At 45.3% G+C, this 21,454-nt stretch carries 20 protein-coding genes and 1 pseudogene; 6 read left to right on the forward strand and 15 right to left on the reverse strand.

Features of this window, described 5'->3' with window-relative positions:
* The first annotated feature begins 10 nt into the window (after window positions 1–10).
* Window positions 11–937, forward strand: coding sequence for a 2-hydroxyacid dehydrogenase (locus AC1XUF_RS16720; RefSeq protein ID WP_483342964.1), 927 nt, complete (start codon window positions 11–13; stop codon window positions 935–937).
* Window positions 938–997: 60 nt separating this feature from the next.
* Here the strand turns inward: AC1XUF_RS16720 and AC1XUF_RS16725 are convergent, their stop codons facing one another.
* From AC1XUF_RS16725 to trpS, 4 genes are read right to left on the reverse strand one after another with little or no spacing between them, the layout of a single operon-like run.
* Window positions 998–1,564, reverse strand: coding sequence for a 50S ribosomal protein L25/general stress protein Ctc (locus AC1XUF_RS16725; protein ID WP_483342965.1), 567 nt, complete (start codon window positions 1,562–1,564; stop codon window positions 998–1,000).
* A 37-nt stretch (window positions 1,565–1,601) separates the two neighbouring features.
* Window positions 1,602–2,546, reverse strand: coding sequence for a ribose-phosphate pyrophosphokinase (locus AC1XUF_RS16730; protein WP_483342966.1), 945 nt, complete (start codon window positions 2,544–2,546; stop codon window positions 1,602–1,604).
* 39 nt (window positions 2,547–2,585) lie between these two features.
* Entirely contained in the window at window positions 2,586–3,161 is a 576-nt protein-coding gene (locus tag AC1XUF_RS16735; protein ID WP_483342967.1) for a phosphatase PAP2 family protein, read from the reverse strand.
* Window positions 3,158–4,135, reverse strand: a complete 978-nt coding sequence (gene trpS, locus AC1XUF_RS16740; protein WP_483342968.1) for a tryptophan--tRNA ligase — start codon at window positions 4,133–4,135, stop codon at window positions 3,158–3,160. The genes AC1XUF_RS16735 and trpS overlap by 4 nt, the downstream gene beginning before the upstream one ends.
* Window positions 4,136–4,272: 137 nt before the next feature.
* Between trpS and AC1XUF_RS16745 the strand changes: the two genes are divergently transcribed.
* The 3 genes from AC1XUF_RS16745 (at window position 4,273) to trxA (ending at window position 9,057) form a co-directional block, all read left to right on the forward strand.
* Window positions 4,273–4,941, forward strand: a complete 669-nt coding sequence (locus tag AC1XUF_RS16745; protein WP_483342969.1) for a DUF2461 domain-containing protein — start codon at window positions 4,273–4,275, stop codon at window positions 4,939–4,941.
* Window positions 4,942–4,986: 45 nt separating this feature from the next.
* Window positions 4,987–8,637 (forward strand): DNA polymerase III subunit alpha, encoded by a 3,651-nt coding sequence (gene dnaE / locus AC1XUF_RS16750; RefSeq protein WP_483342970.1) that lies wholly within the window; start codon window positions 4,987–4,989, stop codon window positions 8,635–8,637.
* A gap of 87 nt (window positions 8,638–8,724) precedes the next feature.
* Window positions 8,725–9,057, forward strand: a complete 333-nt coding sequence (gene trxA / locus AC1XUF_RS16755; RefSeq protein WP_233866963.1) for a thioredoxin — start codon at window positions 8,725–8,727, stop codon at window positions 9,055–9,057.
* Between the two features lie 170 nt (window positions 9,058–9,227).
* Here trxA and AC1XUF_RS16760 read toward each other — a convergent pair whose 3' ends face one another.
* The 10 genes and pseudogenes from AC1XUF_RS16760 to AC1XUF_RS16805 form a co-directional block, all read right to left on the reverse strand.
* Window positions 9,228–9,908 carry a hypothetical protein gene (locus AC1XUF_RS16760; protein WP_483342971.1) on the reverse strand — a complete coding sequence of 227 codons (681 nt, stop codon included), beginning with the start codon at window positions 9,906–9,908 and terminating at the stop codon, window positions 9,228–9,230.
* Window positions 9,909–9,984: 76 nt separating this feature from the next.
* Window positions 9,985–10,575, reverse strand: coding sequence for a Crp/Fnr family transcriptional regulator (locus AC1XUF_RS16765; RefSeq protein WP_483342972.1), 591 nt, complete (start codon window positions 10,573–10,575; stop codon window positions 9,985–9,987).
* The gene (locus tag AC1XUF_RS16770) at window positions 10,568–11,446 is read right to left on the reverse strand and encodes an aldose 1-epimerase family protein (protein ID WP_483342973.1); all 879 of its coding nucleotides are present in this window, start codon (window positions 11,444–11,446) and stop codon (window positions 10,568–10,570) included. Before AC1XUF_RS16770 ends, AC1XUF_RS16765 begins: the two co-directional genes overlap by 8 nt.
* A 54-nt stretch (window positions 11,447–11,500) precedes the next feature.
* Window positions 11,501–11,935, reverse strand: a pseudogene (locus AC1XUF_RS16775) (SDR family NAD(P)-dependent oxidoreductase); the annotation flags it as partial.
* 331 nt (window positions 11,936–12,266) lie between these two features.
* Window positions 12,267–13,487, reverse strand: a complete 1,221-nt coding sequence (locus AC1XUF_RS16780) for an aspartate aminotransferase family protein (protein WP_483342974.1) — start codon at window positions 13,485–13,487, stop codon at window positions 12,267–12,269.
* A gap of 59 nt (window positions 13,488–13,546) precedes the next feature.
* A complete protein-coding gene (locus AC1XUF_RS16785) occupies window positions 13,547–14,740 on the reverse strand; it encodes a hypothetical protein (RefSeq protein WP_483342975.1) in 1,194 nt (397 codons plus the stop codon).
* A complete protein-coding gene (locus AC1XUF_RS16790) occupies window positions 14,733–15,575 on the reverse strand; it encodes a type 1 glutamine amidotransferase (RefSeq protein ID WP_483342976.1) in 843 nt (280 codons plus the stop codon). The genes AC1XUF_RS16785 and AC1XUF_RS16790 overlap by 8 nt, the downstream gene beginning before the upstream one ends.
* Before the next feature lie 133 nt (window positions 15,576–15,708).
* Window positions 15,709–16,809, reverse strand: a complete 1,101-nt coding sequence (locus AC1XUF_RS16795) for a carboxylate-amine ligase (protein ID WP_483342977.1) — start codon at window positions 16,807–16,809, stop codon at window positions 15,709–15,711.
* Window positions 16,810–16,829: 20 nt separating this feature from the next.
* Window positions 16,830–17,978 (reverse strand): ATP-grasp domain-containing protein, encoded by a 1,149-nt coding sequence (locus AC1XUF_RS16800; protein WP_483342978.1) that lies wholly within the window; start codon window positions 17,976–17,978, stop codon window positions 16,830–16,832.
* Between the two features lie 28 nt (window positions 17,979–18,006).
* Window positions 18,007–18,714: an esterase family protein gene (locus tag AC1XUF_RS16805; protein WP_483342979.1), complete on the reverse strand. Its 708-nt coding sequence runs from the start codon at window positions 18,712–18,714 to the stop codon at window positions 18,007–18,009.
* Between the two features lie 106 nt (window positions 18,715–18,820).
* Here AC1XUF_RS16805 and AC1XUF_RS16810 point away from each other — a divergent pair, with 106 nt between their 5' ends.
* On the forward strand, window positions 18,821–19,627 hold the full coding sequence (locus tag AC1XUF_RS16810; RefSeq protein WP_483342980.1) for an alpha/beta hydrolase: 807 nt from the start codon (window positions 18,821–18,823) through the stop codon (window positions 19,625–19,627).
* Window positions 19,628–19,630: 3 nt separating this feature from the next.
* Here the strand turns inward: AC1XUF_RS16810 and AC1XUF_RS16815 are convergent, their stop codons facing one another.
* Entirely contained in the window at window positions 19,631–20,656 is a 1,026-nt protein-coding gene (locus AC1XUF_RS16815) for an acyl-CoA reductase (protein WP_483342981.1), read from the reverse strand.
* A 130-nt stretch (window positions 20,657–20,786) separates the two neighbouring features.
* On the opposite strand from AC1XUF_RS16815, the gene AC1XUF_RS16820 reads away from it, so the two are divergent.
* Window positions 20,787–21,134 carry a 4Fe-4S binding protein gene (locus tag AC1XUF_RS16820; protein WP_234613222.1) on the forward strand — a complete coding sequence of 116 codons (348 nt, stop codon included), beginning with the start codon at window positions 20,787–20,789 and terminating at the stop codon, window positions 21,132–21,134.
* Window positions 21,135–21,454: the final 320 nt, after the last annotated feature.

The following is a 21,454-nucleotide window of genomic DNA, read 5'->3' on the forward strand; positions in this document are numbered from 1 at the left end:
CTGTGCTCCTATGAAAATCCTGATAGCGGACTCCATGCATTCTTCTCTTTTCGGTATGCTGGACGACCGCGGCTGGAACTATGATTATCTTCCTGAGTATCGAAGGGACGATATTAAGTCAGCATTGCCAAATTATGATGGACTTATTATCCGTAGTAAGACTTTCCTGGACAAACAAATCCTTTCAGAGGCTAAAAATCTGAAATTCATCGCCCGGGCCGGTGCCGGATTGGACCTGATTGACCTGGATGTAGCTGCTGAATACGGTATCAGGGTTTTTCATGCAGGAACTGGAAATCGGGATGCGGTTGCAGAACACGCACTTGGGATGTTGCTGGCCTTGTTTAATAATATTCTGAAAGCGGATCGCGAAGTGCGGAACGGAATTTGGGATAGGGAAGGTAACCGGGGCGTGGAGCTAATGGGAAAAACGGTCGGACTGATCGGATATGGTAATAACGGGACTGCGACCGCGAAAAGGCTTAGCGGCTTCGGCTGTAGGGTTCTTGCCTATGACAAATTCCGGGACAATTACGGTGACATATTTGCTCAGGAATCATCTCTGGAAGAAATTGCCGCTCAGGCAGATATACTAAGCCTGCATATTCCGCTCACGGAGCTAAGCCGAAACCTGATTGATGCGGCTTTTATTGCCAGTTTCGCCAAGCCATTTTATCTGCTCAATTTATCGAGGGGTGAGATTGTTCAATTGGACGCAGTAGTCCACGGTTTGAAAACCGGACAATTAAAGGGCGCCTGCCTGGACGTCCTTGAAAATGAAAAGATCAGCAAGCTCACCGAAAGCCAGCAGGAGGCATTCGATTACCTACGGAATTCAGACAATGTAGTATTGACGCCCCATATCGGTGGCTGGACGCACGAAAGTTATGTCCGGATCAACGAAGTTTTGGTCAAACAGATTGAGGACGGGCTGTAAACAAAAATGCCGACCAAAGGTCGGCACGTTTGCATCTATTAGCCATGAAAAATAAAATACTTATTTACCAAGTGTACCGCGAAGTGCACGTGGGATCTCAACTGAAGCGATCGGGTTGCTTGCGGCTGTCAATATAACAAAATTTTCAGCTTTTAATGCACCAACTTTCACAGATTTTCCTAAATCAAGCTCAGTAATATCAACATTAACATAGTCCGGAATATTTTGTGCCAGACCCTGTACGCGCAATTTACGCAATTTTTGATTCATTTTGCCACCTTTCATTACTCCGGAAGAAGTACCTGTCAACTTTACAGGAACATCAACTTTGATTTCTTTGCCATCGACGATCTGCAGAAAATCCGCGTGGATCAATGAGTCGTTTACCGGGTGAAACTGTTTTTCCTGAAGAATGGCATTATATAATGTACCTTCGATGTTTAACGTCACGTTAAAAATATCCGGTGTGAAAAGCAATTCGCGGAACAACATAGCTGGCGCGTAAAAATGAACCTGCTCGCTTCCACCATACAGCACAGACGGAACATAACCTTGTGAACGTAGTTCCTGGGCTTCCGTCTTGCCGAGATTCGCTCTTTTAAACCCTACAATCTCATGCTTTTTCATAAGAATATTTAATAATAAAGTTAATTAAAATAAAAATTTACTGATAATTTATAAATAATGAACTAATAGATTCATGATCACGGATGCGGCCAATGGCTTTTGCAAATAACTCTGCAACTGACAATACGCGAATTTTGGGATTCTGTTGCTTCAGAGGAATAGTATCAGTGACAATTAATTCTTCCAAAACAGAGTTTGCGATATTTTCGTGCGCTTTGCCGGACATAATCGCGTGAGTACTGATAGCCCTCACCGAATTTGCACCTTTTTCAAGGATCAGTTCCGCCGCCTTGCACAAGGTGCCCCCGGTATCGATTAAGTCATCGACCAACACCACATCCATTCCCTCCACATCTCCAATCACCTGCATGCTTGCGATTTCATTGGCACGTTTCCTGTGTTTGTCGCAAAGGATCATGTCCACATTGAGAAACTTGGCGAAATTTCGTGCACGCGCAGCGCCGCCCATATCAGGAGAGGCAATCAGCAGGTTCTTGAGGTTCAGGGATTTGATATAGGGAACAAAGATTGAAGTGCCTTCCAGGTGATCCACAGGTAAATCAAAAAAGCCCTGGATTTGACCTGCATGAAGGTCGATCGTAATCAATCGGTCTACACCGACTGAGGTCAGGAGATTGGCTACTACTTTTGCAGCGATGGCTACGCGTGGTTTGTCTTTCCTGTCCTGTCTGGCATATCCGAAATAAGGAAGCACAACTGTTACATAATGTGAAGAAGCGCGCCGGGCCGCATCCACCATCAGCAGTAATTCCAGCAAGTTATCAGCCGGCGGAAAGGTTGATTGGATCAGAAAAACGTCACAACCACGGATGGATTCTTCGAAGCTCGGGGACAATTCCCCGTCACTAAACTTTCGCAAAGTGTAGCCACCCAACTCTTTACCATAATACCTGGCGATGTCTTTGGCCAAATATTCGGACTGACTTCCCGAAAATATTTTTACAGTATTAAATGAACCCATGGCCAGACTAAAATTTCCGCAAAATTAAATAAAAATTCATCAATCAGTGTAATATCTTCTCAAAAAATAATTATGAGCCCGAACAGAGAGCCACCCGACGAGTGTCCCAACCAAAGCGCCAACGAAAATGTCGGCAGGATAATGGACGCCAACATAGACACGGCTATAGGAATATATGACAGCCCAGACTCCAAGCAGCCAGATATACCGCACCTTTCCTCTCAAAAAGCAGAGCCAAGTTACCGCAAGTGCAAAGCTCGTGGACGCATGTGAAGATGCAAATCCATAAAGCCCTCCGCAATCAGTAACCTGATGTACTAAACCCATCAAAGCAGGCTCATGGCATGGGCGGAACCTTAGAAAATAGGGTTTCATCAGGCCGGAGGTTATTTTGTCAGCGATAATTACTGCCATCAATACAGTCAAAATGATGCCCAGTCCTTTTTTAGCGTTTGGTTTCAGAGAAAAAAAAATCAGCAGCAAATACATCGGTGTCCATGTGTACTTATAAGTAACCCAGTACATCACTGTATCAAGCCAGGGCGTATGCATACCATTCAACCATAGAAAAAAGTCCTGGTCCGAACGAATAAGCATATCAATGGTTTGGGTCATGAACTAAAGCCAAGGGTTTTGCGGACTTTCTGAATGGTTTGCCTTGCGACCTCACGGGCTTTTGTCTCCCCTTCTATGAGAATGGCCTCTAGCTCATCATTGTGATCCATATAATGATTGAAAATGCGGCGAGGCTCGGCAAATTTGTCAAGTATACATTCTAAAAGCGCCTGTTTGGCATGCCCGTAACCGTAACCGCCCCTCAGATAATTTTGACGCATTGCTTCGGTGTCGCTTTCGGATGCCAGCAGGCTATAGAGTTTATAGGTTATATCACTTTCGGGATCTTTGGGTGCTTCCATCGGTGTCGAATCCGATACGATCTTTTTGGTAACTTTCTTAAGCTCGTTTTCTGGAAGGAAGATGTCAATGTAATTATGGTATGACTTACTCATTTTCTGCCCGTCGATGCCCGGAACGGTCATTACTTTCTCGTCGATCCGTGGTTCAGGCAGCACAAGAATTTCTTCACCAGCTATTGCGTTGAACCGGCTGGCGATATCTTTTGTCATTTCCAGATGCTGTTTCTGGTCTTTTCCGACAGGGATGATATTGGCATTATATAGCAAAATGTCTGCCGCCTGTAATACCGGGTAAGTAAACAAACCAGCATTCACGTCGGCCAGTTTTTCAGACTTCTCTTTGAACGAAGTTGCATTAGCCAGCATTGGAAATGGCGTAAAGCAGCTCAAATACCAGGCAAGCTCCGCATGTTCCTGAATCCGGGATTGGCGCCAGAACACGTTCTTTTTAACATCGAAACCGAAAGCAAGCCATGCTGCTGCGATAGCCCGGACATACTCTTCTCTCTCAGGCCCGTTTTTTAGCGATGTGAGTGAATGCAGATCAGCAATAAAGAAAAACGATTCATTTTGAGGGTTTTTCGAAAGCTCGATTCCGGGTAGTATTGCGCCTAAGATATTGCCCAAATGAGGCCTGCCGCTACTTTGAATGCCTGTAAGAATTCTGGCCATTTAAATTGTCAGGGAAGATAATACTTCGATTTGTTTCAGTCAGGACGAACAGCACCGACCTTTCCGAATCGCCAAAATTCGTTAAATTGAATCACAAAACGTAGTAAATTCGAATTTTATAGCTCCTTTAAAATACAATGGATTCCAAGACGCTTCACTTTCTCAGCCAGTTAGCAGAAAATAATAACAGGGACTGGTTCCAGGAAAACAGAAAACTTTACGATGCTGCTAAGGCAGATATGGAAGAATTGGTCGGTTACCTCATTTTAGAAGTCGGGAAGTTTCAGGATCTTGGAAATTTACAGGTTAAGGATTGTCTGCTTCGGATCAACCGCGACATAAGGTTTTCAAAAAACAAAGCTCCGTATAAAAATAACCTGAGCGCGGGAATTGGGCCCGGCGGAAAAAGCTCCGGTAAAATTGACTATTACATACAGATCCAGCCCAACGGTCTGTCCTTTCTGGGCGGGGGAATGTGGGAAACCACTTCGGAACAATTGGCAAGGTTCCGCCAGGAAATCGATTACAACGCGGACGAGCTGAAAAGTCTTATCGAAGACAAGGACTTTCGGGCATTTTTCCCGGACATCCACGGCGAATCGCTGAAAACAATGCCAAAAGGCTACGCAAAGGATCACCCCGAAAGTGACCTGCTGAAACGTAAACAACTTTTTTTCATGCATAGGTTTACCGATAAAGAGGTAGCTTCCAAAGACTTCGGAAAATTGGTGCTGAAAGGTATCGGGCTGCTCAAACCTTTTACGGATTATATGAATTATGTATTGTATGAGCAGGCCGCGGAATAGTAACGCGATTTTGCACGTTTAACAATTATTCAACTCACTGATCAAATGCAATTTTCACACCTGCACTGCCACACCCAGTTTTCACTTCTCGATGGTGCTGCCGATATTAAAAAACTCTTCAAAAAGGCCAAAGAGGATAATATGCCTGCGGTTGCAATAACTGACCATGGCAATATGTTTGGCGTTTTTGAATTTGTGGCTGAGGGTAATAAACAGGGCATTAAGCCGATTGTGGGTTGCGAATTCTACGTAGTCGAGGACCGGCATATCAGGCAATTTACGAAAGACAAGAAGGACGTCCGCTTTCACCAATTGCTGCTTGCAAAAGATGAGATTGGCTATAAAAACCTCGTTAAAATGTGCTCCCTGGGGTTTATTGAGGGCATGTATGGAAAGTATCCCAGGATAGATAAAGAGCTGATTGTCAGGTACCATAAAGGACTTATTGCGACCACCTGCTGCATTGGGGCCGTCATTCCAAAGACTATTTTGCGGCAGGGTGAAGAAGCTGCGGAGAAGGAATTCAAATGGTGGCTGGACCTCTTTGGCGACGATTTCTATGTGGAGTTGCAGCGCCACGACATTCGTGACCAATATATTGTGAACGAGGTCCTTGTGAAGTTTGCCAAGAAGTACAATGTAAAGATCATCTGTAGCAACGATTCCCATTATGTGGACCGAGACGACTGGAATGCGCATGATATCCTGCTCTGCATCAACACGGGTGATAAGCAAAGTACGCCTTCGGCCAAGGATTTTGATGACGATAAAGGGATACCCAAAGGTTCGCGCTTTGCATTTTATAACGATCAGTTTTATTTCAAGAAAACCAGCGAGATGCTGACCCTTTTCAACGACCTGCCCGAGTCGCTGGACAATACCAATGAGATTGTTGATAAAATAAAAACCCTAGACCTTCGCAAGGACATCCTCCTGCCGAACTTTCCGATCCCGGAGGAGTTTAAGACGCATACCTTGTCGGAAATGGTTGGTAAAAAGGAACTTACAGCCGATGTCCTGAATCAGTGGGAGTACCTGAAACACCTGACGTTTGAAGGTGCCAGACGTAAGTATGGTACGATCACCCCGGAGATAGAGGAACGGATCAACTTCGAATTGAACACGATCCGTAACATGGGTTTTCCTGGCTACTTCCTGATCGTCGCCGATTTTATTGATGCGGGACGTAAAATGGGGGTGTTCATTGGTCCGGGCCGTGGTTCTGCGGCAGGATCCGTGGTTGCATACGCCACCGGGATTACCAATATTGACCCCATCAAGTACGACCTGCTATTTGAGCGCTTCCTGAACCCCGACAGGATATCTTTGCCCGATATTGATACGGATTTTGACGATGAGGGCCGTCAGAAAGTGATTGACTACGTTGTAAAGAAATACGGGTACAATCAGGTCGCGCAAATCGTGACCTATGGTACCATGGCAGCCAAATCGGCGATTAAGGACGTGGCCAGGGTAATGGACCTTCCGTTACCCGATGCAAACATGCTGGCCAAGCTTGTTCCGGACAAGCCGACCTACAATATGACCCTGAACCGCATTTTCACAGCACCGCTGGAAGGTGAGGGCAGTTTGATGAAGAAGGAGGGGATTGCGCCGGAAGAATTGGACAATGTTAAAAAAATGCGCGCGATCGCCCTAGGTAACGATTTGCAGGCGAGTGTTTTACAAGAAGCCAGACGATTGGAAGGTACTGTCAGAAATACAGGTATTCACGCTGCGGGTATTATTATTGCGCCAAGTGACCTGACCGAAATAATCCCGGTAAGTACTTCAAAGGATTCGGATTTTCTGATAACACAGTACCAGGGAAAGATCATTGAAGATGCCGGGGTTATCAAGATGGACTTTCTGGGTTTGAGGAACCTGACCATTATTAAGGAAGCGTTAAGGTTGATCAAGCAGAACCATGGGATCGATATTGTGATCGACGACGTTCCGTTGGATGATCCAATGGTTTTTGAGCTGTTCCAGAGAGGCGAAACCAACGCGATTTTCCAGTTCGAATCGGACGGGATGAAAAAGCACATGCGAGACCTCATTCCCGACCGGTTTGAACACCTTATTGCGATGAACGCCCTATACCGTCCGGGGCCGATCGCCTACATCCCCAACTTCATCCGTCGTAAAAACGGTCAAGAAGAAATCACGTATGATTTACCTGAATTGGAGGAGTATTTATCTGATACCTACGGAATTACCGTGTATCAGGAGCAGGTAATGCTTCTTTCTCAAAAACTGGCTGGTTTCACAAAAGGCCAGGCGGATACGTTGCGGAAGGCAATGGGTAAGAAGCAGATCGAGACGCTGAACAAGCTGAAAGGCGACTTTATGAAGGGTGGTACCGACAAAGGCCTGGACGCGAAAAAGCTGGAAAAAATCTGGACTGACTGGGAGGCGTTTGCATCCTATGCATTCAATAAATCCCATTCTACGTGTTATGCATTCGTCGCCTATCAGACAGCATACCTGAAAGCGCATTACCCCGCAGAATATATGGCGGCGGTGCTAACAAGTTCCCTGGGTAATATCGATAAAATTACATTTTTCATGGAGGAGTGTAAAAATTTGGGAATTAAGGTGCTTGGGCCGGATATTAATGAATCTGACAGGCAATTTAACGTCAACAAGAAGCACGAGATACGTTTTGGACTGGCAGGGGTGAAAGGCAGTGGCGATGCCGCTGTTGAATCAATTATTGAGGAAAGAAATGCAAACGGGCCTTTCAAGGATATTTTCGATTTCATGACGAGGGTAAACCTGAGAACGGTCAACAAGAAAACATTGGAAAGCCTGGCCTATGCAGGTGGTTTTGATTGCTTCCAGGATTATCATAGGGCGCAGTACTTTACAGTCGAGGCGGGAGAGCAGGGAACCTTCATTGAAAAGCTGATCAGGTATGCCAACAATTACCATGCGGAGAAGTCATCTGCCCAGGCATCGCTGTTTGGCTCAATGAGCGGTGGAGATACCACCCTTGCAAAGCCGAAAGCTGCTGATGTCATTCCCTGGGACGATCTGGCAAAGCTTCGTTACGAACAGGAAGTGGTAGGATTTTATATTTCGGGCCACCCGCTGGATACATTCAGGGTTGAGCTGGATAACTTTTGCAACTGTACCCTCGAAAAGGTAATGGAAATACATGAGGGTGAAAGGGCGCCGCGGTATTTCGGGAAGGAGATCAGCGTGGCAGGAATTGTAACCAGCGCGCAGGAAAGGATGTCGCGGAATGGAAGCAACTTTATGATTTTCAAGATCGAAGATTACCAGGGATCCATGGAAATGCTGCTTGGCGGGGAGGACTACATCCGTTTCAAAAACTACCTGCAGGTGGGCCAGTTTTTATATATCAAAGGAAAGGTACAGAACCGCTGGAAGCAGGAAGACCAGTTTGAATTCAAAATATCCCAAATTCAACTGCTCACCGAGATCAGGGAAAAAATGTGCAAAAAGATCAAAATCAACCTGACACTGGATCAGATCGATGCACAATTTATTCATTTGCTGAACGACACATTCAGTAATCATCCGGGTTCCTGTTCGGTGAATATGACAGTGGTAGATCCGGAAACCCACCTGGAAGTCGAAATGTTGTCGCGCGGTTACAGGATCGCGCCGTCCAACGAACTCTTCAAAGTGCTGAGTGGATTTCATGGTGTTAAATTCTTTCTGAACTGATCCGTTAATAGTTTAAATCCGGAACTTTTAGATTTAAATTATCCTTATCATACCAGATTTATAAAACAACATTAGACACTTTTTAACATGGGAAAAGCAGTTGAAATAACCGACAGCACCTTCGAAGAACTTATCCAGGGCGACAAACCGGTACTTGTGGATTTTTGGGCAGAGTGGTGTGGCCCTTGTAAGATGATCGGGCCGGTTGTAGAGCAACTGGCTGGCGAATACGAAGGTAAAGCAGTAATTGGGAAAATGGACGTAGATATGAATTCGTCAGTTCCTGCTAAATTCGGTATCCGCAGTATCCCGACGTTGATGATCTTTAAAGGAGGACAATTAGTAGATAAAGTGGTAGGGGTTGTTCCTAAAACTACTTTGGAAGATAAATTGAATGCACAAATCGAAGCTACGGTTTAGGTAGTTGCGATTTGTGAAAGCAAGAAGGCCCTGGGATTTCGGGGCCTTTTTTTTGCTTTATAGAGAAACCTGGACACTGAACTTTTATCTGTTGAATGATTACAATCACATCAGTTGAGCCCGCTGGTGGAATCCTGAAGGCCGATGTTTGTGCCCCAGCAAATATGCAATCAAACTTCCTTTGGTGTTTTAAATGGAATTCGTAATAATACGAGCAAATGGCTTAATAGTACGGCGGGGACAATATAGCAGGGTAAAAACACAAAAGGGAAATGTAAAATCGCAATGTTGGGCTGATCAAATGCAAATTGCTGGAAAGGCAATGGTGCCGACAGGACAGCACGGGTCACAATATTTAGTAACAGGCCCAGACAAACCACGTTCCAGATTATCAATGCTTTTTTGCCAATGCTTCCTCTCTGGTATAGCCACCATATAACCGGCGCGGTGAGCCCGGAAAGGATATCGGGATTGCTTCCTTCGAACGTCATTAATTTGGGGATAGCTTTATTCAGAAACAAAAAATAAAGAACGATTTCTACGAAAATGCGAACGCTGTGAAGAAGGGTTAACCATTTTAGAGACAACATTGGCTGGGCTGAATCCTTAACGCGGTAAAACAGAAATATGGTGATTCCCAATAATGGAATACCTATTAAAATCGGAAACCTGGGAAAACCTTTGGTGACAGCGTAAAAGCCGGTCAATGCAATTACTCCCTGTGAGCCAAGCCAGATGAGACTAATTAATAAGGTGCGTTTTGAATTACCTAATGCTTTGTAAAGGAGGGCAATTGTTGCCAAAGTAGTGAGAATAAAGAGTAGATAGACTCCTGACGGCAGACGTTCCATGCTGAATGAGTTTAGTATGCTAGCAAAGGAAGTACATCGCAATCGCAGAAATCTTGTCAAATGACAAGTATTCGGGTCAGCCTTTAAGAGAGATTTCCTTTCGGATACGGCTCAGGGAGGTATCGGTGATTCCCAGGTAACTGGCAATCATTTTCAACGGAGCGTGTTGAATGACTTCGGGATTATTTTCCAATAATTGCAGGTAACGCTCCTCGGCTGTTTCGGTAATCGTAACCAGCATTCTCGCCTTTAATTCTGAAAACCCTTTCACGAGGATCGCACGTCCGAACTCCCGGAATTCTGCGGAATCGTGAAAGAGAAAATTCAATTGGTCATAGGTAATTGAGAGTCCGTTGCATTTTGTGATTGCGTGGATACTTTCTTTTGATCGTGTCCTGGTAAAAAAAGAGGAAACTTCAAAAACCATCTGACCGCTGTAATAAAAGCCTGTAGTGACTTCATTCCCATCAGGATTCAATGCAAATGATCGCATTAACCCGTTGGTCAGAAATAGATAATCACAGGAAGTTTGATCTTCATTCAGAAAAAAGTCGCCCTTTTCAAATACCTTTTCCTGAAAATAACCCGCAATTTCTTCCGCTTTTGAAATTCCCATAGGCCTGATCCGAAGTATAAATTCAACCAGCCACTTCCGGTGGTCATTCATTGATTTCAATGGAGAACCGGGCATTGAAATCAGTACCGGCAGCCAGCTTTAAAATCCCTTCTTTTTTCTCGAAATCCTGGTTTGAATCGGCACTGTCGGCAATGCCAAGCCAGGGCTCGATGCAAACAAAATGTGCATTTGGTTTTGCCCAGATTCCCAGATAAGGGAAGTCTTCATAATGGACTGTGATCACCTGTCCGGATTTGGTACTTCGCAGGCTCACTTGCTTTGAAATCAGATGTTTGAAAATAAGGGCATCGTGATCAAATAAATGCGAATTAAGATGTAGTACATTGGTGTGCTCAAGCACGGGGCGAGTCTCATTGCTCACCAGGCCATCGCTTGCTAAAACCCAGGTAGAATCATTTTCAATAGCCTCAAATTCAAGATAATAGTCTTCATAAGTTTCTCCCTTATGCAATGGACACCTGAAAGCGGGATGCGCGCCCAGTGAAAAAAGCATTTCATCAGTCCCATGATTGATTACCTGATGGTTGATCACAAGCCGATTGCCTTCCAGGGAATAAGTAATCAGGAATTCGAATTGGAAAGGATAGATCGCCAGCGTTTCCTCGCTGAACTTCAAGCCAAAAGTCAGGCTTGCGCCAGTCTGGCTAACCAGGCGCACATTATCGTTGTTTCTGACAATACCGTGACGCGGAATCCTGTACTCGTGGCCCTGGTACTTTACGAAGCCATTCTTAACCGCGCCGATTACCGGAAAAAGCACGGGCGCATAACTGGACCAAGTGTCTGGATTCGCGTCCCACAAATAATCTGTACCGGTGACAGTTGACTGGATCTGGCAGAGTTCGGCCCCCTTTTGGAGGACGGCAATTTTCAAATGGTCATTTTGAATGGAATAGGTCATAAGGATGGCAGGTTGGCCTCCCGGACTGAGGAGGCGCGTTCAGATCCTGTAAAGTTAAAAATTATATTTAGCCCGCCAGCTCGCTTTCAGTTTTGCCCCTGCGTCAATGAATTCCTGATCTGTTCCCTGTGCATTCGCGTCGAGCGGATAACGCAGTGGTCGTGTGACCTCCGGCATGTTGACAAGGGTCAGGATCCCTTCTGCGGTCGTTTGCAGGTTCATGGCGAACTCTTCCATTTTGCCAAAGAAGCCAGCGCCTAGCGCATTGAATTTTTCCGATGCAAATGGCTCGTATTCTGCTGCAATTTCTGGTCTGCCGGCAGATATTCCTACTTTGCTGCCGTAGGTCATTTCAGTAGGGTAAACCCCTGGTTGGATCGTAACGTTTTCGATATGAAAAGGTTTAAGTTCGTCCTGCATACCTTCTGCTATACTTTCCAAGCCAAATTTCGAAGCCAGGTAAGAAATCATGAAGGGTAGGGTGTGGCTGCTGGCGCAAGAACGTTGGTATCTTCCAGCGTGTCTATATTATATTTAGAAGGCGGTCCGGAATGCAAGCTGCTCCTGTCACCTGACCAATGGTTTTCCGGCGCAAAGTTCATGATATGCTCCTGACCTTTGTTATCGACTGAATAGGTTCCGAGAAAACCCTTGCAAACGAAGGCATTAAACCACCAAACATCGCCTTCTTGTAATTAGGTATGCCTTTTTCTCAAATGTTTGATGACGCTTACCGATTCGACTAGGGTAAAGTCCTCTTCGCCCAATCTCGTTTTTTCTTCGAGATATTTTCGGAAAAAGCCAAATGTGCCTGGGTTGTTCATGCTGTCGGGGAGTCCAGGACGTCGAGTATCACGGAGCATGCTTCCTTGACCTGTTCTTCGGTAATCGTCAGCGGCGGGGCTATACGCATCGCATTGTCGCAAAACAAAAACCAGTCGGTGACCACTCCTTTTTCAATGCATTGGTCAATGGCTTTTTTTAGTTTTTCAAACGATTCCATTTCCACAGCAAGCATCAGGCCCGAACCCCGTACTTCTTGTATACGAGGATGCATAAGAAAAGATTTGAATAGTTCGCCTTTCCCAATGGCCTGACTGGCAAGATTTTCGTCAACAATCACATTTAAAGTCGCCAGAGAAGAAGCACAACTCACCGGATGCCCGCCAAATGTTGTGATGTGGCCCAAGACCGGGTTGTTTTTAAAAACCTGCATAATTTGTTGCGAAGCCATAAACGCGCCGATCGGCATGCCACCGCCCATCCCCTTGGCACTCAGCAATAGATCGGGGTAAATGTCAAACTGCTCAAATGCCCAAAAACTCCCTGTACGGCCGAAGCCTGTCTGGATTTCATCGAGGATCAGCAACGCGCCGACTTCCGTACATTTCCTCCGGAGCGCAATCATGTAATCTTTTGAGGGGATACGCACTCCCGATTCTCCCCCGATTACTTCCATAACCACGCCGGCTGTTTTGTCGGTTATCTTGTCAAGATCGGGCAGATAATGGGGCTTGATGTGTTTGATGCCTGGAAGCAAAGGCCTGAAATTACGCTTGAAAAACTCGGCTCCCGCGAGACTCAGCGCACCCTGGCTAGCTCCATGGTAGGCATTGAAACAGGATATGAATTCAGTTCTTCCGGTAAATCGTTTCGCCAGTTTCATGGCGCCTTCAACAGCTTCGGTGCCGGAATTGGTAAAATAAATATTGTCGATCAAGCCGAATGGAGACGCGTTAGTTGCCTGGATGTGAAGTGTATCTGCCAGTGCTTTGGCCAGTAATACCTGGCTGCCCTGCACATACTCGCCGTACACAAGCAAATGCATGTGCTTGTCCAACTGATCATGAATTGCTGCAAGGACTTTGGGGTGACGATGGCCAACATTACTCACGGCGATCCCTGAGATGAGGTCCATGTATGATTTGCCGTCGGGGCCATACATGTAAACCCCTTCGGCCCTTTCAATTTCCAGGGCGAGCGGGTAATCGGATGTCTGTGCCAGGTGGTGAAAGAAATGTTGGCGATGGGTAATATACATTACTGACTTTTAATACTTTTATAAAGTATAATACTTTTAAAAAGTTGAATTGTTTCCTATTATTTTTCAAAAAAACCCGCACTGCCGCCTACCCAGGTAAAGTGCTTATTGTAACGGACCCCGATCATCTCGCCGCGGCTCAGGCGACTCAGGCTGATGAGCAACTCAGGTTTTGCCGCCTTGTCGTGCCAGCCATACATCATCCGGATTTCACATTTCACCAGTCCGTCCGGGGCCTGAATAACCGGCTCGTACTGCACCTTTTTTTGCAAAATATAGTTTTCAGGATCTGGCAGGGACGAAAGGTCCTCCCTCGCAATATGAAGTTTCACTCCTGAACCGGCAAAAGAAAAAAGAGGCTTCAGTACGTAATTCTCCAAGTCTAACGGAAAGTTACCTTCGTATTCGTTTACAAACTTTGTTTCCGGGATATACTGACTTTTTAAAAAAGGTATGGAGAACTTACTGATCCTGAAAAACCAATTGGGGTGACCCACCCAGCTGACATCTACCTCATCGGTAAAATGATAACTCGTTTCTAGGCCCGGATAGCTATTTAAATCATCAAAAATCAAGCGGTTATAGATCCTTTTTACTTGAATCTTCCGACCATCTTTTTCATAGAACAGTTTTTTCCCTTCCTTAATCAGCTTGGTATAGCACACTGCTTTCACACCCAGCATTGCTTCAGTCACGGCGAAATCGATCCTGGTTTTTTGCTTTTCCGGGTAAATTTCCAGCAGTACAACTTGTTCAGAGTCCTCACCAGCCAGGATGAGATCTCTCAATTTTTGGACATAACCCTCGTAGTTGCCGCCATCAAGCACATATTCGAAGCCGTCGATAATATCGAAATGCTTTTTGAAGGATTCGGATAGAAATGCCTGGTAGCCAAAAATAGATGGAAATCCTTGCAGCTCAATTAATTGCGGAACAAGTTCGCCGGATTCATCTTTGCATATGGCATAATCGATAGCCAAAAAGGAAGTGTGTTCATTTTCGCCCGGAACATTCTGGCCCGCGGGCACAGCGCGATCTGTTTTTGCTTTGAAATCAGGAGAAAGCAAAGTCTTGATGATTTCTTCCGAAGCTTCTGAAATCTTATCACTTAGTTCTTTCGGAACAAAAATGGGCGTCTCCGCCACGCGGAAATCCAATTGGCCCGGAAAGGCTGTTTCAAAAGACGCCACAAACTCGTTGTATTTGCGCTCAGTGAATGAGCGGTTGAAGGCTTCTCGGGCTTGCTTATGCATAGGCCAGGGAAAAAGATTTGTTCAATGCATTTTTTAAAAATGTCGGGAGTATGACGGACTCAGTCATCAATATCTTATCCGGGTCGTTCAGGTGCGCAATCATATCATTGTATTTGGCTTCGCCGTGTGCGGCAATGATACTGGTTTTTTTATCCTCTCTCAAGAAGTAGCGAAGCATTCCCTCCGCATCGGCCTCAGGATGAAATTGGGTACCAACGATTTCGTTTGAAAACCGGATCGCCATTACAGCTCTTTCCAATGGAACATGGGGCCGGATTTTCTCCAAGCAAAGCAATTTGGCGCCCATGCTTTCCATCATATACTGATTGGGCTGCGTGACCTGGAAATCCCGGGAGTCTACAATCCAGAAAGGGTCACTCACCGCATGAAGCAGCGGGTCTTTTCTCCCAAGGCTTGTTTTATGGACCGGAAACGTTCCGAACGAGGTTTTTCTCCTTTTGCTAACCCCTGCCAATTCCCAATGGATGCAGGCCATCTGGAAAGAATGGCAAATTAAAAACAGGTGCTTTTTAGTCTTATTCTGTCGTTTTATATTGTGTTGGAAAAGTTGGTCAAGGAAATTGAAATACCTTTTTTCCCAGGCTTCCCCAACGGGAGACGGGTTTCCCGGGCCACCAGTCGAGATATATGCATCGAAATCCAACCCCGGGACTTCGAGTTTTTGCCTTACGTCAAAAACGGTCAGTTCAACGGGAACGGATTCTTTTTCACCAAAATTGGTAATGATCTTCTTGATACAACGCATTCCTTCGTTGTCGTGGCCATTGTACATATCCAGGATCGCAATCCTGAAATGCTTAGTATGAGGTGTCATTGGCTTGTGCTTTTAGCGGCGCGCTGTCGGCTTTTGGCTTCTAGCTTATTATTTATAGGATCGGGTCAGCTACTTAAAACAATGTAAGCCGTTTATAGTTCGGATTTCAGCTAAAACAACCTGAAAACTTTTTTCAGTAAAGCCCGATTTTCGTTTCCTCTACAATATAATCGACAACCGCATTCATGCTGCCAGTTTGCTCAAAAACAGCCAGTTGGCGATCTGCCCCTGTACCCATTTCCATGATCTGATGGATATAGTCGATTTCTTTCCTGCTGCCTAGTCCGTCAACTACGTCGTCAATAAATTCGAGCAATTCGACCACCAGGAGCCTGTACTCAACTTCTTCTTGTTTACCGAAATCAATCAGTTTCCCTTGAATGCCATACCGCGCTGCACGCCATTTATTTTCGTTGATCAGCATCCGGTGATATGGCCTGAAGCTGAGGTTCATCCGGTGGAGTTTGTGAATTTTAGCGACTAGTGCCTGCATGATAGCCGCCAGACAAATGGTTTCGTCGGTACGCATGGGCACATCACACATACGGAACTCAATGGTGTTGAAAAACGGGTGTACCCGGATGTCCCACCATATTTTCTTGCCGTTATCAATACATTTGGTCTTGATCAGCAGCTCCACGTACTCGTCGTATTCAGAAGCGCTGGAAAAGAAATCGGGAATACCTGTTCTGGGAAATTTATCAAAAACCTTCGATCGATAGGATTTGAAACCAGTATTACGGCCGCACCAGAAGGGTGAATTGGTGGAAAGCGCATAAATATGTGGAAGAAAATAACGTACCGCATTCATGATCTGGATGCCCTCGTTCCTGCTCTCGATACCCACGTGGACATGCAGGCCGAAAATCAGGTTCCCCCTTGCAACATCGCGCATCTCGTCTATGATTTCATCATATCTGGGATCGGGCGTAATCAATTGGTCGACCCAATCGGCAAAAGGGTGCGTACCGGCGGCAGCCACCTGAAGATCCTGCTTTTGGGCAAGATCGAGTATCATTTTCCGCAGATAAGTGACCTCTTCACGGGCCTCTTGTATGTTATGGCAAATATTGGTGCCCACTTCTACCACTGCCTGGTGCATTTCTGCTTTCACCCGTTCTTTTAAAGTAATTTTTCCGTCCTCGACCAGTTTGGACATATGCGAACGCAAATTGCGGGTTACGGGGTCTATGGTCTGAAACTCCTCTTCAATTCCAAGTGTGAAAGTGGCCATATAAGCTATAAATCAAATAATCAGGATTTCTTCAGTTTCGAATTTTTGGCGGGGGCTTTGGTAGCCGCAGCTTTTTGGGTCGGGACTACTGGCTCCGGTTCGGCGATTGTTTCTGCTGCCTTTGCAGTTGCCGGTTTGGCGGCTTTCTTAGGCACCACTGTTTTCACTTTAACTTCGCTGGCGCTGGATCCCTCTGTTGGGGCCGAAGCGGTTACCGGAGCATTTACAGCATTATTGATAAAGGTACCCCATGTCAGGTTAACCTGTCCCGGTACTTGTTTTTTTGCACGGTCGATAGCCATATTTGCGGCGGCTTCGACGACCCATTCGAAATTGTCACGGCCGACAGAATAAATATCGGCGTCCGGGGCGGGATTGCAAAAATCGATCGCAATGGGAATACCATCGCGAACTGCGAATTCTACTGTGTTAAAATCATAACCCAGTGCCAAGTTCAGTTTGAGCGTATATTCTTTGATGGTAGCCAGGAGTTTTTCCCTTTCGTCGCCGGTGGCTTTCAACTCCGCTGCATACCTCAAATGATGCGGATTGCGTGGTTCGTATGGCATGATCAATACGTCCTTCTGGCCAATGCAGTAACAGCGGACATAGTCGTCGAAGACAATTTCCTCTTGCAGCATCATCACCAGCTGGCCGGTTTCCTCATGCTTGTACCACATATCCTGCGGATTGACGACCTTATAAACACTCTTCCAACCGCCGCCATCGTGTGGTTTCATGTAGGCAGGAAAACCAACATACTGGAAAATTTCTTCCCACGCCATTGGAAAGGCCAGGTTGCGGAAAGATGTTTCGGATGTGTTTTCAGGGCGTTCTTTTGAAGGTAAAAGGACTGTTTTAGGGACTGGAACGCCTATTTTTTCCGCCAGAGCATTGTTAAAGAACTTTTCATCGGCGCTCCACCAGAACGGATTGTTAATGACCGCCGTACCGCTTAACGCAGCATTCTTAAGAAAAGCCCTGTAAAACGGAACGTCTTGAGAAATACGGTCAATAATCACGGCGTACTCGGTCGGGTCTGCCTGTACCACCTTATTTATAGACACTGCTTCGGCTATAATCCCTTCCTCGCCTTTGCTGTTGACTCTTTCAATAAATGCGTTTGGGAATGTATTCTCCATTCCAAACAAGATTCCAATTTTTTTCATATCGAGGTTTTCGTTTTGTTTTCTGCAGTTATAGGATACGCGAAAGGTAATGCGGGAACATCTTATTCCAAAGCGGCCAGTCGTGCTTTTCCCAGCCACGTATGTCGAGCCAGTGGTCGATACCCTTTGCATTTAGAATATTGGACATCCGGATATTGCTATCCAGGCAAATATCCCACTCGGAGGTACCGAGCACGATTTTCATGTGACCGTAACGCCAGCTTTGTTCATTTGGCATAAAATCTACGGGATTATTGAAATAAACTGTGTCATCATAGAAGCCGTCGGTGAAGCTGCGGATATCGAATGCGCCGCTCATGCTGATGAGATAAGCTACCTGGTCGGGATGTCTGAATGCAAAATTAGCAGCATGGAACCCGCCAAAACTACATCCTGCGACGCCGATTTTCCCCACATTACATTCGTTCCGGATATATGGTGCCAGTTCGTGGTGCAGGAATTTATCGTATTGGATGTGGTTCAACACACGGTATTGGGGATTGATATGTTTGGCGTACCAGGAATCCGCATCAATGGAATCGATACAGTAGATCTTATATTTTCCGGAGTCCACCAATTCTCTGACAGATTCGATCAGGCCCATATCTTTTGCCTGGTAATATCTTCCGAGCGTGGTGGGGAAAAGAAGGATAGGATAGCCCCAATTGCCGTAAACAAGCATCTCAATATCTCTGCCGAGATGATGAGAATAATATTTTATATGCTTCTCTTCCAAATGGAGCGGGTTTATGATTAATAAATGAAATATACAAAACAAATCATAGTAAGCAAATTAATACCTTGCAGGTTTAAATTTCAGTAAAATCAACAGGTAAGTGAGTGTGAGCCCGTCTTTTTCGGAAGTTTCGTCTGAAACCAAAAGTATTTTTTCCAGCTTTCTAAACAGGGAAGTTACGGTGTCCATTATTCTTCCGGCGGGCTATGATCCGTCTGAAATGTACCCATTGCTGCTTTTCAATGACGGTCAGGACTTTGAGGCGTTGAAGCTGGAAAATATACTAAATTGTTTAGAAACAACAAGTGGTGTCCAATCGTATGTTATTGCAGGTATTCACGCCAATTTCGATAGAATTTACGAATACGGCACTGCATTGAAACCTGATTATGCCGGGCGAGGGGATAAGGCCCGTGCGACGACCGATTTTGTTCTGACTGAACTCTTGCCCTACCTCAGCGAACACTATCACACTTTTGCTAGTGGCGTTGCTTATGCGGGTTTTTCGCTCGGGGGATTGATGGCCATCGATATGGCCTGGAATAATCCAGGCATATTCTCAATGGTGGGTGTATTTTCGGGTTCTCTGTGGTGGAGACAGCGGGCATTGGATGCGGGTTACCGCGATTCGGACCGTATGATGCACGCTCAAATCCGTGACTCCCCTGCAAAGCCGGATCTGAAATTCTGGTTCGAATGCGGGTCTCTAGATGAGTATGATGATCGTGACGGCGATGGCGTGATCGATTCGATCCAGGATACGCTGGAATGCATTGCCGAATTGGAAAAAAAAGGATATGCCTGGAACCGGGACGTTTTTTATACTGAAGTTCGCGACGGAAAGCACAATCCGGAGACTTGGTCGCTCATTATGCCTTCGTTTTTAAAATGGGTTTTTGGTAATGCGAGCTGATGCCTACGCTAGTTCAGCCAGGAACTGCATGGTATCCACAGCATCGGCATAATCGGAAAGCCCCGGCTGCTGGGATTCTCCGAACCCAAGTGAGTTGTCAATTCCGGTTTCCTGCTTCGCGATCACACATTGGATCTTCTCCTTAAACTCCGCCAAATTTTCTTTTACAGTTTCAATGTCATTGTAGATCTGATAGTGCAGTACGCTGATCGGTGACACCAATGCTTCGCTTTCATTCATCATCAGAAAACCATTGTCGAGGTGAGGGACGCGGTTGATCAGGAAAATGGACTTGTTGTACTCATAGTTATTGAAGTATTTGTGGTGGTGAAGGTATGCATTTTCAGTGTCCTGAATGGATTCGTAAAACTTGGTAAAATCATATCCGGCAGGTACATATAACTTTGAAACATTGCGGCAGCCCAGGCCATAATATTGTAACACATCCCGACCCAATGCAGCTAGTTCCTCACTGGTTTCGTTTCCGTTCAGCACCGCCACGGAAGTCCTGTTTTTCCGGATTACGTGAGGCTTTTTCGCAAAATAATAATGGAAGTAGCGCGCCGTATTGTCGCTTCCTGTGGCTATATAAGCATCTGCGTCATTCAGTCGCTCCACAAATTGTATCCGACTTGCAAATGCAGGTTCGATATCAATGAGCGTTGCCAGTAAAGCCTGTATCAGCACCTGATCGTCGGAACTTTGCTTCGCCATGAGGATATGGCCGCTGATCAGCACGCAGAGTGCATCATGAAATCCCACTGCTGGAATATTACCAGCCATGACAACACCGATTTTCTGAACGGAAGCAGGCTCCGAATACTGTTCAGACCAGCTTTTCAAACTACTTTCATTGAGAAACTGGGTAGCTATCGCATATAACGAGCTTCTTACGTTCTCGGGAGTGAACCAGTTGTTCTTACTTTTTGCCCTTGCCACCCATTCTTCAACGACTTCTGTATTGGTAGGATCGGTGATGAATTTTCCAAGATTGGCAAAGGCTTCTACCCGCCGGATTCGTGATATCATTCTATGTGAACTCTAAAAAGTTTAATTACAAGTGCTGTTTTTATTTTTCTGATTGTTGGGAAACTATAAATAGTTATATTTGTTACTCTAAACAGAAGAAATAGCAACAAATATAAACAATCCGGCGACTATGGCTATAATGATAACCGATGAGTGCATAAATTGCGGGGCGTGCGAGCCAGAGTGCCCCAATACGGCAATTTATGAGGGAGGAGTAGAGTGGACCTGGGGAGATGGAACAAGTTTGGACGAAGTGGATTTTGGCGACGGTACGGTTGTCAGCGGAAAAGAAAAGCAATCCCCCGTTTCTGATGAATTTTATTACATTGTGTCCGATAAGTGTACTGAGTGTGTAGGCTTCCATGAAGAACCACAATGTGCAGCCGTTTGCCCGGTTGACTGCTGTGTCCCGGATCCTGATAACGAAGAAGAAGAAGATACATTACTGGCCAAAAAAGCCTGGATGCACGGCGAATAAGCAACATACGCCGAGAAGAATTTGAAGCCCCGCTAACAGCGGGGCTTTTTTTGTGCTCGTACACTCAAAAAAATGTCATTATAATAATAAAATTTCTTAATAACTGTAACTCGGGTTTATATATAAAATTCTGTTTATTGAACTTAACGCAGAATATTAATTTTCAAGTAATAATTGCATTTTTGACATTATTATGGTTGAAATCCAATAAAAAAGAGTACAAAAGGATGATTATTGTATTTTATCATATAAATTATGCGGATAATATTTGATAAATATAATTTAAGAACAATATTTGATCCACAAATATAGCCGGGGAG

The organism is Dyadobacter sp. HNCC25DJ185 (assembly GCF_056895195.1).

Excerpts from the sequence above, each read along its gene's own strand:
- AC1XUF_RS16770 (WP_483342973.1), bottom strand. The coding sequence starts at position 11,446 with ATGACCTATTCCATTCAAAATGACCATTTGAAAATTGCCGTCCTCCAA.
- AC1XUF_RS16820 (WP_234613222.1), top strand. The coding sequence starts at position 20,787 with ATGGCTATAATGATAACCGATGAGTGCATAAATTGCGGGGCGTGCGAG.
- AC1XUF_RS16725 (WP_483342965.1), bottom strand. The coding sequence starts at position 1,564 with ATGAAAAAGCATGAGATTGTAGGGTTTAAAAGAGCGAATCTCGGCAAG.
- trpS (WP_483342968.1), bottom strand. The coding sequence starts at position 4,135 with ATGGCCAGAATTCTTACAGGCATTCAAAGTAGCGGCAGGCCTCATTTG.
- AC1XUF_RS16760 (WP_483342971.1), bottom strand. The coding sequence starts at position 9,908 with ATGGAACGTCTGCCGTCAGGAGTCTATCTACTCTTTATTCTCACTACT.
- AC1XUF_RS16790 (WP_483342976.1), bottom strand. The coding sequence starts at position 15,575 with ATGACACCTCATACTAAGCATTTCAGGATTGCGATCCTGGATATGTAC.
- AC1XUF_RS16765 (WP_483342972.1), bottom strand. The coding sequence starts at position 10,575 with ATGAATGACCACCGGAAGTGGCTGGTTGAATTTATACTTCGGATCAGG.
- AC1XUF_RS16785 (WP_483342975.1), bottom strand. The coding sequence starts at position 14,740 with ATGCATAAGCAAGCCCGAGAAGCCTTCAACCGCTCATTCACTGAGCGC.
- AC1XUF_RS16800 (WP_483342978.1), bottom strand. The coding sequence starts at position 17,978 with ATGAAAAAAATTGGAATCTTGTTTGGAATGGAGAATACATTCCCAAAC.
- AC1XUF_RS16795 (WP_483342977.1), bottom strand. The coding sequence starts at position 16,809 with ATGGCCACTTTCACACTTGGAATTGAAGAGGAGTTTCAGACCATAGAC.
- trxA (WP_233866963.1), top strand. The coding sequence starts at position 8,725 with ATGGGAAAAGCAGTTGAAATAACCGACAGCACCTTCGAAGAACTTATC.
- AC1XUF_RS16720 (WP_483342964.1), top strand. The coding sequence starts at position 11 with ATGAAAATCCTGATAGCGGACTCCATGCATTCTTCTCTTTTCGGTATG.
- AC1XUF_RS16780 (WP_483342974.1), bottom strand. The coding sequence starts at position 13,487 with ATGTATATTACCCATCGCCAACATTTCTTTCACCACCTGGCACAGACA.
- AC1XUF_RS16735 (WP_483342967.1), bottom strand. The coding sequence starts at position 3,161 with ATGACCCAAACCATTGATATGCTTATTCGTTCGGACCAGGACTTTTTT.
- AC1XUF_RS16815 (WP_483342981.1), bottom strand. The coding sequence starts at position 20,656 with ATGATATCACGAATCCGGCGGGTAGAAGCCTTTGCCAATCTTGGAAAA.
- dnaE (WP_483342970.1), top strand. The coding sequence starts at position 4,987 with ATGCAATTTTCACACCTGCACTGCCACACCCAGTTTTCACTTCTCGAT.
- AC1XUF_RS16730 (WP_483342966.1), bottom strand. The coding sequence starts at position 2,546 with ATGGGTTCATTTAATACTGTAAAAATATTTTCGGGAAGTCAGTCCGAA.
- AC1XUF_RS16745 (WP_483342969.1), top strand. The coding sequence starts at position 4,273 with ATGGATTCCAAGACGCTTCACTTTCTCAGCCAGTTAGCAGAAAATAAT.